This is a genomic window from Prosthecodimorpha staleyi (assembly GCF_018729455.1).
Classification (GTDB): Bacteria; Pseudomonadota; Alphaproteobacteria; order Rhizobiales; family Ancalomicrobiaceae; genus Prosthecodimorpha; species Prosthecodimorpha staleyi.
Genome location: NZ_JAHHZF010000002.1, coordinates 485,827 through 496,594, shown reverse-complemented (window position 1 = coordinate 496,594; position 10,768 = coordinate 485,827). Strand labels below are relative to the sequence as shown.

Annotated in this window: 10 protein-coding genes; 6 read left to right on the top strand and 4 right to left on the bottom strand. The window is 67.7% G+C overall.

Annotated elements, in window-relative coordinates; translation table 11 throughout:
* Positions 1 to 68: 68 nt before the first annotated feature.
* Both KL771_RS05315 and KL771_RS05310 read right to left on the bottom strand, forming a co-directional pair.
* Entirely contained in the window at positions 69 to 2,969 is a 2,901-nt protein-coding gene (locus tag KL771_RS05315) for an autotransporter outer membrane beta-barrel domain-containing protein (protein WP_261967499.1), read from the bottom strand.
* A gap of 273 nt (positions 2,970 to 3,242) precedes the next feature.
* Complete coding sequence (locus tag KL771_RS05310; RefSeq protein ID WP_261967498.1) at positions 3,243 to 3,536, bottom strand: hypothetical protein; 294 nt, start codon at positions 3,534 to 3,536, stop codon at positions 3,243 to 3,245.
* Between the two features lie 71 nt (positions 3,537 to 3,607).
* Between KL771_RS05310 and KL771_RS05305 the strand changes: the two genes are divergently transcribed.
* Positions 3,608 to 5,104, top strand: a complete 1,497-nt coding sequence (locus tag KL771_RS05305) for an MDR family MFS transporter (protein ID WP_261967497.1) — start codon at positions 3,608 to 3,610, stop codon at positions 5,102 to 5,104.
* 126 nt (positions 5,105 to 5,230) lie between these two features.
* Positions 5,231 to 5,602, top strand: coding sequence for a hypothetical protein (locus KL771_RS05300; RefSeq protein ID WP_261967496.1), 372 nt, complete (start codon positions 5,231 to 5,233; stop codon positions 5,600 to 5,602).
* Between the two features lie 230 nt (positions 5,603 to 5,832).
* Here the strand turns inward: KL771_RS05300 and KL771_RS05295 are convergent, their stop codons facing one another.
* Positions 5,833 to 6,531, bottom strand: a complete 699-nt coding sequence (locus tag KL771_RS05295; protein ID WP_261967495.1) for a hypothetical protein — start codon at positions 6,529 to 6,531, stop codon at positions 5,833 to 5,835.
* A 12-nt stretch (positions 6,532 to 6,543) separates the two neighbouring features.
* Complete coding sequence (locus KL771_RS05290; RefSeq protein WP_261967494.1) at positions 6,544 to 7,020, bottom strand: type III secretion system chaperone; 477 nt, start codon at positions 7,018 to 7,020, stop codon at positions 6,544 to 6,546.
* Between the two features lie 264 nt (positions 7,021 to 7,284).
* On the opposite strand from KL771_RS05290, the gene KL771_RS05285 reads away from it, so the two are divergent.
* From KL771_RS05285 to KL771_RS05270, 4 genes are all read left to right on the top strand, one after another.
* Entirely contained in the window at positions 7,285 to 7,440 is a 156-nt protein-coding gene (locus KL771_RS05285; protein ID WP_315901479.1) for an aa3-type cytochrome c oxidase subunit IV, read from the top strand.
* A gap of 253 nt (positions 7,441 to 7,693) precedes the next feature.
* The gene (locus KL771_RS05280; RefSeq protein WP_140940352.1) at positions 7,694 to 8,824 is read left to right on the top strand and encodes a Re/Si-specific NAD(P)(+) transhydrogenase subunit alpha; all 1,131 of its coding nucleotides are present in this window, start codon (positions 7,694 to 7,696) and stop codon (positions 8,822 to 8,824) included.
* 11 nt (positions 8,825 to 8,835) lie between these two features.
* Entirely contained in the window at positions 8,836 to 9,294 is a 459-nt protein-coding gene (locus KL771_RS05275) for a proton-translocating transhydrogenase family protein (protein WP_261967493.1), read from the top strand.
* 13 nt (positions 9,295 to 9,307) lie between these two features.
* Positions 9,308 to 10,705, top strand: a complete 1,398-nt coding sequence (locus KL771_RS05270) for an NAD(P)(+) transhydrogenase (Re/Si-specific) subunit beta (protein ID WP_261967492.1) — start codon at positions 9,308 to 9,310, stop codon at positions 10,703 to 10,705.
* Positions 10,706 to 10,768: the final 63 nt, after the last annotated feature.

The window sequence follows — 10,768 nt, the reverse complement described above, 5'->3', positions numbered from 1 at the left end:
CGCTGCGGCCGCAGCGGGGCGTTTTGATATTGTGCGAACCAATCCGGAGCGGGACCGGCCTCCCGGGGTCAGAAGGACCAGCGCAGATCGGCCCGACCGGACAGCGACCGGGTGTCGCTGCCGAAATTGCCGGTCGTCGTCAGCCCAAGGGTGGCGCCGCCGGCAAGCCGGAAGTCAACGCCGCCTTCGGCCACCAGTGTGTTGCGGGCGATCGGCGTGCCGGTGACCGTGAAGGCCGAGCCGTTGCCGAAGCTCTGGCGCACGCCCGGTGTCACGTCGCCGAAGGCATGGCGCCAGGCCAGTGAGCCGCGGACGGCCATGGGCTGGCCGGCCGTGACGAAGTCCTGACCGAAGCGGAGGCCGAGGGTGGAGAAGCCGACCCCGGCATCGTTGTCGAGCACGTTCAGCTTGGCGCCGGAGCCCGATTCACGATCCGACAGGCCGTTGACGCGGACATAGGCGGCGGCTGCGAAGGGCTCCAGGGCCAGCGAACCCATGCGGATGTTGTAGCCGAGATCGGCATTGACCTGCGAAGTCAGGAGGCGCTGCCGGCCCTTGGTGTCTTCCGAGAAGCCGGAGAAGTTCAGATGCCGCTCGGTATCGGCATCGCGCAGCGACAGGGCGCCGCCCAGACGCAAGCCGAGCGCTCCCCACTGCTGGCCGCCATAGAAGCCGACATGGTAGTCGTCGGTGGTCGCACTGGAACTGCGGCCGGTGCTGGACACGGAGCCGCGGCCGTAGCCGAACATCATGCCGACCCGGGTGGACGGATCGGCCAAGGCGGCATCCGCGCCGAACAGGACCCCGCCGATCGTCTGCCGGGCGCCGGCGGCGTTGCCGCTGCCGCGGCTGTCCAGCCAATTGCCGTAGGCGCGGGTCCAGACGGCGAGACCGGGCGTGGTCGGCGCCGCGATGGCCTTGCCGGCCGGGTCGTTCGGCGCCGGGGCATAGGAAAGCTGGGTCGCGACCGGCCCCTGCGAGGCCCCGGCGAGACCGAAGGCGGCGCGCAGACGGTCCGTCATGCTGTCACGCATGATCTGCGACGCTTCGATGGTCTGGCCGACCAGCGTGGCGTTGAACTCGCCGGACAGCGAATCGTAGGCCGCACGGGCGTCCTTGCCGGTCTGCTGATTGGCGGCGGCGATGACCAGCTCGGAATCGGCCGGCAGGTTGTCGAGAACCCCGGCCACGGCGCGCTGGTTCGCCGACTTGCCGGCCGACGCGAAGCTGCGCGATTTGGAGACGGTCAGGACCACGTCGCTGTCGTCGACATAGCTGAGCGTGCCGGTGGCGAAGGCCGAAAGCCGAACCGTGTCGCTGGTATAGGTGCCGGTCAGGTCCTCGGCGGACAGGATGGTGAAGCTCTGGCCGAACCGGTAGCTGCTGTCCTGGCCGACGCGGACCGTGCCGCCGAGCGTCGCCGTGCCGCCGACCGAGATCAGGTCGGAGGTGCCCGTGGAGGACAGTTCGGCCAGATAGGTGGAGCCTGCCAATTGCACAAAGGAATTCGCGACGTGCAGCGTGCCGATCGAGTTGCCCGGGGCAACGGTGCCGCCGGATTGGACGGTCAGTGCCCCGATCGTCCCGCTGCCGCCGAAAGTGCCTCCGAAGACATTGGCGGAGGCTGCGGACAGATCGCCGTTCACCTTCAGCGTTCCGCCGACGACCGTCAGGAAGCCCGCGAAGTCGGGCGAGTTCGCCGTCAGGTCGGTGACGCCGGCGATCTGGCGGATCGCGCCGTTGGCACCGGAGAGGACATTGCTGAAGATCAGGTTGTCGCTGGTGTGATTGAAGACCAGCGTGCCGCTGCCGTCGCCGAATGCGACGCCGCCATTGGCGATGATGGTCCCGGCGCCGGCCGCGGCCTCGCCCTCCTTGGCACCGATGACCAGAAGCCCGGACGCGGTTTCGGAGAAGCCGATGCGGACCTGGTTGTCCGTCGTCACCGTGGCGCCGTCGCGCACGATGAGTGTGCCGTCGCCATCCGAGCCGACATAGAAGTTGCCCGTGAGGGTGCCGCTGGCGACCGCGCTCAGCCGGCTTCCGGCGCCGGTCACCAGGATCGTCCCGGTCGAGCGCCCGTCGACGCCGACACCGACGACGGAGGCGAACGCATGCGCGCCGTCCGAGACGGTCAGTTCGCCGTCGCCGTCGTCGTTGTTGTTGCCGTTGCCGGCGACATAGAGCGAGATACCGGAATTCCAGGTGGTGCCGGCGCCGGTGACGGTCATCTTGGCGTACCCCCCGGCGAGGGTGCCGGAGACGTAGCCGCCGTCCGATTCCAGCGATGCGCCATTGGACAGGGTCGCGGTGCCGTCGCCGATATAGAACCAGCCGTCCGCCGTAGTCCAATCGGAGGGCGTGCCGCTGTGGCGGGATCCGATCACGACGCTGGTGCCGGCATCGCGGATGGTGACGTTGCCGCCGCCGCCGATATAGAGGCCGCCGCCGGGATCGCCGCCGTAGCCGCCGATCGTCTCCAGGCTGCCGCCCTTCTCGACGACGAGGGAGCCCGGAGTTCCATCGGACCAGCCGATGGCCATGTGCTGGGTCGAGGTCAGCTTGCTGCCGGCTCCAGAGACCAGGACGTTACCGGTGCCGCCGTTGGTCGAAATGCCCAGGCTCACCACCGAAGCGGTGCCGCCGTTCAGAATCGACAGCGAGCCCATGCCGGTGGCGCCGACGGCGACCGACGCACCCGTGTCCGTCCAGGATGCCCCCCGGCCCTTGACGACGACGGACCCGGTCGAGCCGGCGAGATTGCCGATCGTGGTCGGGCTTCCCGAGATGTCTCCGGTGGTCAGGGATGTGCCGGGACCGACCTTCAGCGTGCCCGCTTCGCCGGCTCCGTCGCCGATGGTGGCCGTTCCCCAGGTCTCGGTTCCGACCACGGTATAGGTCGCGCCGGGCGCAGGCGCGCTGACCACGAGCGGCACCGAGGACTGCGCGGAGGCCATCGACGTAGACATGGCCAAAGCGGCCAGACTCAAGGCGGTCGACGCGAGCAGCGAAGACCGGCGATTCATTTGCGGCAACATGCGAACCCCCAACCTTATTCTTTTTTGGGATATCCGAATCGTTTCGGATTCGATCCTCGAATCCTCCAGAACCACGCCCGCAGAACCGTGTCGGCGGCTGCGTATCCCCGGAGAGCCCTCCTCGCTCTCCGCGTCGGCGGCGATGGATGCACCGCCGCGAACGTCGCGGCACCCGACGATTCCGCAGACCTGGACTATGACCGGTCACTGACGTCCGTGCAATTCTTGCGGGCATATTGTAAACGCGATTTTCTGCGCATCAGCTTTGCGTCGCGCTGCGTGATCCTTAAATGGGGAGAAGTACGATTTCATTTCATTGAATTGATCGATGCCGCCACCTTCGCGGCATCCCATTTTAATATTCAGGAAATACAATTTTTTGATTGCCGGCTCGTCTGCGGAGGGCTTCGGCGCCGAGGCGAGCCGAGCGTCAGGCGCATGGCGTCTGTCGGGACGTCGGGCGACCGGACGGTGGCCGGCCGCGGCGGTCCCGGTCATAATCGCCGACGGCTCCCCGCCGCGGTTCGGTCGGGCACCGATCCGTCCCGCCCCTCGTGAGACCCCGCCCGATGACCGAGACCGTCGTACCCGCATCCGCCGCGCCCGCCCCTGCCGTCAGTGAGACCGACAAGCGCAACATCGTCGTCGGAGCGCTGATCTCGATGCTGCTGGCCGCTCTCGACCAGACCATCGTGGCGCCGGCCCTGCCGACGATCGGGGCGACGCTCGGCGATCCGGAATGGCTGTCCTGGGTGATCTCGGCCTATTTCCTGACCGCGACGGCGGTGACGCCGCTCTACGGCAAGCTCGCGGACATCCGCGGGCGGCGGCCGGTCCTGTTCGCCGCCGTCGGCATCTTTCTCGCCGCCTCGGTGGTCTGTGCGCTGGCACCCAATATGGGCGTGCTGATCGCCGGCCGCGCGCTGCAGGGGCTCGGCGGCGGCGGCCTGATCGCGCTCGCCCAAACCATCATCGGCGATGTGGTACCGCCGCGCGAACGGCCGCGCTACGTCACCTACATCACCGGCGTCTGGGCGACGGCCAGCCTGGCCGGACCGGTGATCGGCGGCCTGTTCGCGCAGCATATCCACTGGTCGCTGATCTTCTGGATCAACCTGCCGCTCGGCGCCGTCGCGCTCTTCCTGTCCGAACGCACCCTGCGCAAGCTGCCGCGGGTCCAGCGCAACCACCAGCTCGACTGGCCGGGTTCCTTGTTGGTGGTCGGCGCCACGGTCATGCTGATGCTGGCGCTGACGCTCGGCGGCCATCGGCTGGCGTGGCTTTCGGCCGGAACGGTCGGGCTCCTTGTCGGGGCAGCGGCCTTGGCCGGCCTGTTCCTGTGGCACCAGACCCGCGCCGCAGAGCCGCTCATTCCGCCGCGGGTGATGCGCAACCCCGTGATCGCCCCGATGACGCTCGGCCTCTTCTTCGCAATGGCGTCCTCGATCGGGCTTTCGGTCTATTTGCCCGTCTATCTCGAACTGGTCGAGGGGATGGGGCCGGCCACCGCGGGCTTCGCCCTTGTGGTCTATCTCGGCGGCACGGTGGCCGGCGCCAACCTGTCGGGTCGGGTCATCGCCCGGGTCGAACGCTACGAATGGGTGGCGATCGTCGGCGGACTGGTCGCTGCCGCCGCCCTGTTCGGTCTGGCAGCGGGTGCTGGGTTGCTGCCCTTCTGGGCGGTCGAACTGGCTGTCGGCATCGCCGGCATGGGCACCGGCACGCTGTTCCCGGTCGGCACCATCTCGGTCCAGAATGCCGCCGAGCCGCGCGATCTCGGCGTCGCGACCGCCTCGATGTCGTTCCTGCGCACGCTCGGTTCGGTGGTCGGCGTCACGGTGCTCGGCGCGATCCTGACCGGGACCGGCGTCGTTGCCGAAATCGGGGAGGGCGCGCGCCATGCGGCGGTCGATCCGGCCGTTGCCGCCCGGGCGGTGGAGAGCTTCCGCTGGGTGTTTCTGGTCGCCGCCATCGCCCAGACGGTCGCGGTCGCGATTCTGAGCCGCGCCGAGCATCGGCCGCTGCGCAGCAACACGGCCTCGTCGGCCCCGCCCCGGCAGGAGTGACCTGCCGCTTCGGGCACATGCCGGCCGGTCGCGGCTGCAACCCAGACGTGATCCGGGGGGCTTGTCAGATGCGGCGGCGGTCGCATAGCCTTCCCGCCGGGGTTGAGTTGCGGGATCGGCGCGATGATGGACGAATTGCCTCCCTATGTGATTTCCGGAGATCGGGGCGGTCGCGTTATTGAGCGCGTCAACACGGCCTTGGACGTGGCCGATTCCGGTCGTCTCGTCCGCATCGAAGGACTGTGTGCCTCGGCCTGCACGGTCTATCTGGCACTGACCCGGGTCAACCGCGTCTGCCTTGGTCCGGGTGCGGTGCTGGCCTTTCACCAGACGACGGACATCAAGACCGGCAAGACCAATCCGAAGGCCAACAGGATCGTCCTGTCCCTCTATCCGGCGTCGGTCCAGAACTGGATCAAGGCGCGCGGCGGTCTGACCGCCAAGCTCCTGGTCATGGACTTCGCCGAGGCGCGCAAGCATGTCCGCGTCTGCCCCTGAGGCACGGTGCCTTCGGGGCAAGGCGGGGCTGGCACGGCGCGCGAAGCAACGCCTTAGCAGGCTGCTGAAAACCACTCCGAACCCGCCATTCTGTCATCCCCGGGCTTGTCCCGGGGATCCAGTGCGATGGCCAAGTCATTGAAAAGTCTGGATCCCCGCGACAAGCCCGGGGATGACAGAGTTGAAACGGCCCCGTCTGATCGCGTTCCGACGCGTTTCTCAGCAATCTGTTAGAGCTTGTCGAAGGGCAGCGTGACGCCGATCTCCTGGAAGCGCTCGCCGACATAGTCGATCGTGCGGTCCTTGAACAACTGCCGCGCGTCGCGGGCCTGCTGCTGGACCGAGGCGTTGATGCGAAGGTCCTCATCCGTCGGTTTGGCCAGATTGCGCAGATGGGCATGGGTGCCGACCGCGTTGGAGGTCGACGCGGCAGCGTAGAGGCCGGACAGGAGCACCGGCGCCAGCCCCGTAAAGGTCGTGGTCCGGTTGGCGACCTTGAACAGCTTCTGCGCGCCTTTCGGCACCGGCAGGGCATCAACGATTTCGGAAGCCGTATCGCCGACCTGCTTGACCTTCTGGGCGACCGGATCGAGCGTTTGGAACTGCTTCTCGATGCCGTCCATGACGGTGCCGCGATAGGCGAGGCCGGACGGCTTGCCGGCATCCGGGTCGGACGACGATCCGGATGGCCCCTGCGGGAGGACAGTCGGTCCGGTCGACGGCGGCGCCTGCGACAGGAACCGGCCGCCGAGCGTGGCGACGGCGCCGAGCACCGCACTGCCCAGGAAGCTCGCGCGCTGGACCGACAGGAACCGGTCGCCCTGGTAGCGCTGTGTCGGCACGCCGGTCGTGTCGGGGCCTTTCGGAGCCGAGGTCTCGATCGCGACCGGACCTGGCGGTCGGCCTGAATTCACGCCCCCTGTGGCCATGTCCGACCTCCCTCAGGCACGCACCAGGGTAAAATCCTGCGGTGCCCCCGGCGGCAGGAGCGGCGCATCGGTCCAGGCCAGCACGGTGCGCCGCCGCTCTTCGGCGGCATCCGCGAAGGCGTCCAGGAAGCCCAGGAAGGCCTCTTCGGTCGCGGTCATGAAGCGGTCCCAGCGCATCTGCCAGCACAGTTGTCTGGTTTCCGGCGTGATGCAGAACCAGCCGACGCCGCTCTCGGCCTGGAACAGGTTGCCGGCCAGCACCCGCACCAGCACCTCCTCCGAGGCTTCGGGAATGTCGCGCAGCGAGGCCGTGAAGAAGAAGGCGCCGAGTTGCAGCACCGGCGTGATCAGGATCTCGACCCCGCCCTTGCTGTTGAGAATCAACTGCGGATCCTCGAGCGTCAAATCCGTTTCGAACAGCCGGTTGAAAGTCTCGATCCAGAAGGCAAGCCGGTCTGCGGCCCGTTCGAGCGGGTCTCTGTCGTTCATCCCTCCAAGGCCTCCAAGCCTTCGAATGTTCCCCCGCGGCATAAGAGGCGAATTCGCCAATGTATGCAAGGGGGTGGATTGCAACGGGCCGGGGCGGGGCCAGGGCTTGCTTGACCTTCTCTGGTATTTGGCATACCAGAAAGTCGGGGCGTGGCAGGTGCAGTTTATGCCGAATCTGGCACCGGTTCCCAGGGCTGCGGCCACCAGGACGCGTTGCCCGGGGGGCGGCCATCTCCTATAAAGACGCCGGCCCGCAAGGGAATGGTGACCACGAGACGCAAGGGGCGCAAGATGGCCGAGCACAGCCCGATGGACTACGCCGAGCACGAGAAGACCTACAAGCTGTTCATCGCCATGACCAAGTGGGGCACCATCGGGGTGGTCGTCCTGCTCGCCTTGATGGCAGTGTTCCTGCTCTGATCCGGCCGGCCGGGCCGATCCGCAGGGACCGGCAGGCCAGCAAGCCCGAAGGTTCGATCGGGCGGGATTCGGAATTTAATCGCCGGTCCCTGACCCCCGCATCCCTGACGGAGCGGGGTCGGTGGCCGGATTTCGTCGGAACGGGTGGCGCCGCATCGCCGGCGGCCGGTAGCGATCGGCTTCTCCACCCCGTCTCCGGCCGGCCATTCCTGCGGATGGACGGCACCGGAGGGGTGCCGAAAGGGGGCAATCCATGAAGATAGCCGTGCCGATGGAGCGTGATCCGGCGGAGGCCCGCGTCGCGGCCACTCCGGATACCGTGAAGAAGTTCAAGGGTCTCGGTGCCGAGGTGGTGGTCGAGACGGGTGCCGGGTTGAAGAGCCGGATCCTGGACGCCGAATACGAAGCGGCCGGCGCCACCATCGCCCCCGATGCGGCTTCGGTCTGGTCCGGCGCCGATATCGTGCTGACGGTCCGCCGCCCCTCCGCCGAGGCTGCGGCGCTGGCCAAGCGCGGCGCGCTCTTGATCGGCGCGCTCGACCCCTACGGCCAGCAGGCGGCGGTTCAGGCGCTCGCCGATGCCGGCCTGACCGCCTTCTCGATGGAGTTCATGCCGCGCATCACCCGCGCGCAAGTCATGGACATCCTGTCGTCGCAGGCCAACCTGGCCGGCTATCGGGCGGTCATCGACGGCGCCGCCGAATATGATCGCGCCTTCCCGATGATGATGACCGCGGCCGGCACGGTCTCGGCCGCCAAGGTGTTCGTCATGGGCGCCGGCGTCGCCGGCCTGCAGGCGATCGCGACCGCCCGCCGCCTCGGTGCGGTGGTCACCGCCACCGACGTGCGCCCCGCCGCCAAGGAACAGGTCGCCTCGCTCGGCGCCAAGTTCGTGGCGGTCGAGGACGAGGAGTTCAAGCAGGCCGAGACCGCGGCCGGCTACGCCAAACCGATGTCGGCCGAGTACCAGGCCAAGCAGGCCGCGCTCGTCGCCGAGCACATCAAGAAGCAGGACATGGTCATCACCACGGCCCTGATTCCCGGTCGGCCGGCGCCGAAGCTGATCACCGCCGCGATGGTCGCCTCGATGCGGCCGGGCTCCGTGCTGGTCGATCTCGCGGTCGAGCGCGGCGGCAATATCGAGGGCTCCGTGCCGGGCGAGGTCGTCACCATCGGCGGCGTCAAGATCCTCGGCCATCTCAACGTGGCCGGCCGCGTCGCCGCCAGCGCCTCGCTGCTCTACGCCAAGAACCTGTTCGCCTTCGTCGAGACCATGATCGACAAGAAGGAGAAGACGCTCGCGGTCAACTACGAGGATGAACTCGTTAAGGCGACCATGATCACGCGGGACGGCCAGATCGTCCATCCGTCGCTGAAGGGCTGAAGGGGGCAACCATGGCCAATCTCACTCCCGAACAGGCATTGGAACAGGCCCGGGCCGCCGCCAAGGCCGCCCAGGACGCGGCCGCCGCCGCGGTCGGTGCGGCCGACAAGGCGCAGGGCATCCTCGGCGACCTCTCCGCGCAGGTCGCCAGCGCCCATGCGGCCGCCGCCTCGGTCGATCCCTTCGTGTTCCAGTTCTCCATCTTCGTGATGGCGATCTTCGTCGGCTACTACGTGGTCTGGTCGGTGACCCCGGCGCTGCACACGCCGCTGATGTCGGTCACCAATGCGATTTCCTCGGTGATCGTGGTCGGCGCGCTGCTCGCCGTCGGCGTCGACTGGGCCTCCGGCCCGGGCGCCGGCTGGGCGCGCGGCTTCGGCTTCGTCGGAACCATTCTCGCCGCGGTGAACATCTTCGGCGGCTTCATGGTCACGTCGCGCATGCTCGCGATGTACAAGAAGAAGTCGTGAGGGGGGCGCATCCATGTCTCAGAACATCACTGCGCTGCTCTACCTCGTCTCCGGCGTGCTCTTCATCATGGCTCTGCGCGGGCTGTCCAGCCCGGCCACGTCGCGCAAGGGCAACGTCTACGGCATGGTCGGCATGGCCATCGCCATCGGCACCACGCTGGCCCTGATCAAGCCGTCCTTCGGCGCCTATGCGCTGATCGTGCTGGCGCTGGCCATCGGCGGCGGCGTCGGCGCGATCACGGCCAAGCGCATCGCCATGACGGCGATGCCGCAGCTGGTCGCCTTCTTCCACTCGCTGGTCGGCCTGGCGGCGGTGTTCGTCGCCGCGGCCGCGATCAACGCGCCGGCGGCCTTCGGCATCGGCTCGCCCGGCCATATCCACGGCCAGGCGCTGGTCGAGATGAGCCTCGGCGTGGCGATCGGCGCGATCACCTTTACGGGTTCGGTCATCGCCTTCCTCAAGCTCGACGGCCGGATGAGCGGCAAGCCGATCCTGCTGCCGATGCGCCATCTGGTGAATATCGTGCTGGCCGTGATTCTGGTCGTCCTGATCGCGACCCTGGTCATGACCGGCAGTCAGGTCGTGTTCTGGCTGATCGTACTGGTCTCGCTGGCGCTCGGCGTGCTGATCATCGTGCCGATCGGCGGCGCCGACATGCCGGTGGTCGTCTCGATGCTGAACAGCTACTCGGGCTGGGCGGCGGCCGGCATCGGCTTCACGCTGCAGAACTCGGCGCTGATCATCACCGGCGCGCTGGTCGGCTCGTCCGGCGCGATCCTCAGCTACATCATGTGCAAGGGCATGAACCGTAGCTTCATCTCGGTCATCCTCGGCGGCTTCGGCGGCGAGACCGCCGGTCCGGCCGGCGGGGCGGTCGAAGCGCGGCCGGTCAAGCAGGGTTCGGCCGACGACGCGGCCTTCATCATGAAGAACGCGTCCAAGGTGATCATCGTGCCGGGCTACGGCATGGCGGTCGCCCAGGCCCAGCATGCCGTGCGCGAGATGGCCGACAAGCTGAAGCACGAGGGCGTGGAGGTGAAATACGCCATCCACCCGGTCGCCGGGCGCATGCCGGGCCACATGAACGTGCTGCTGGCCGAGGCCAACGTGCCCTATGACGAGGTGTTCGAGCTCGAGGACATCAACAACGATTTCGCGCAGGCCGACGTGGCCTATGTGATCGGCGCCAACGACGTGACCAACCCGGCCGCCAAGACTGACCCGGCCTCGCCGATCTTCGGCATGCCGATCCTGGACGTGGAGAAGGCCAAGACGGTCCTGTTCATCAAGCGCGGCATGGGCTCTGGCTATGCCGGCGTCGAGAACGAACTGTTCTTCCGCGACAACACCATGATGCTGTTCGGCGACGCCAAGAAGATGACCGAGGAGATCATCAAGAACCTCGACTGAGACCCCGCTTTCGCGCGGTCACGAAGTCTCCATCGTTGCGCTCGATTCTGGACCGGCCGGGAC

What these genes read in the sequence shown, in the direction of transcription:
- KL771_RS05315 (WP_261967499.1), bottom strand. Translation starts at nt 2,969, where the DNA reads ATGTCTACGTCGATGGCCTCCGCGCAGTCCTCGGTGCCGCTCGTGGTC.
- KL771_RS05310 (WP_261967498.1), bottom strand. Translation starts at nt 3,536, where the DNA reads ATGACCGGGACCGCCGCGGCCGGCCACCGTCCGGTCGCCCGACGTCCC.
- KL771_RS05305 (WP_261967497.1), top strand. Translation starts at nt 3,608, where the DNA reads ATGACCGAGACCGTCGTACCCGCATCCGCCGCGCCCGCCCCTGCCGTC.
- KL771_RS05300 (WP_261967496.1), top strand. Translation starts at nt 5,231, where the DNA reads ATGGACGAATTGCCTCCCTATGTGATTTCCGGAGATCGGGGCGGTCGC.
- KL771_RS05295 (WP_261967495.1), bottom strand. Translation starts at nt 6,531, where the DNA reads ATGGCCACAGGGGGCGTGAATTCAGGCCGACCGCCAGGTCCGGTCGCG.
- KL771_RS05290 (WP_261967494.1), bottom strand. Translation starts at nt 7,020, where the DNA reads ATGAACGACAGAGACCCGCTCGAACGGGCCGCAGACCGGCTTGCCTTC.
- KL771_RS05280 (WP_140940352.1), top strand. Translation starts at nt 7,694, where the DNA reads ATGAAGATAGCCGTGCCGATGGAGCGTGATCCGGCGGAGGCCCGCGTC.
- KL771_RS05275 (WP_261967493.1), top strand. Translation starts at nt 8,836, where the DNA reads ATGGCCAATCTCACTCCCGAACAGGCATTGGAACAGGCCCGGGCCGCC.
- KL771_RS05270 (WP_261967492.1), top strand. Translation starts at nt 9,308, where the DNA reads ATGTCTCAGAACATCACTGCGCTGCTCTACCTCGTCTCCGGCGTGCTC.